Source organism: Paenibacillus turpanensis, assembly GCF_011421635.1.
GTDB classification, from domain to species: domain Bacteria; phylum Bacillota; class Bacilli; order Paenibacillales; family YIM-B00363; genus Paenibacillus_AK; species Paenibacillus_AK turpanensis.
In genome coordinates, this window is record NZ_WTLI01000074.1 from 1 (window position 1) to 355 (window position 355).

Consider the following 355-nt stretch of genomic DNA (forward strand, 5'->3'; position numbering starts at 1 on the left):
AACCTGATCGAGTGGGCGGAGCGCATGTTCGGCTTCGGTCCGGGTGACCGCGTGCTGTTCGTCACCTCGCTGTGCTTCGACCTGTCGGTATTCGATATCTTCGGCCTGCTGTCGACGGGCGGCTCGATCCGAATCGTCGCTGAGGACGAGATTCGCCAGCCGCAGCGGCTGCTGGAGCTGTTATGCGAGGAGCCGATCACCTTCTGGGATTCGGCACCGGCCGCACTGCAGCAGCTTGCTCCGCTGATGGAGGTAAACCCTGCGTCAGGAGCCGCGTCGAAGCTGCGGCTCGTATTCCTGAGCGGCGACTGGATTCCGCTCACGCTGCCGCCGCTGCTGAAGAGCACGTTCCCAG

General features: G+C 63.9%; 1 protein-coding gene. It reads left to right on the forward strand.

Annotation, left to right across the window (positions count from 1 at the left end; genetic code table 11):
* Window positions 1-355: AMP-binding protein (locus tag GQS10_RS22870; protein ID WP_166246630.1), on the forward strand; the 355-nt coding region annotated here is incomplete at both ends.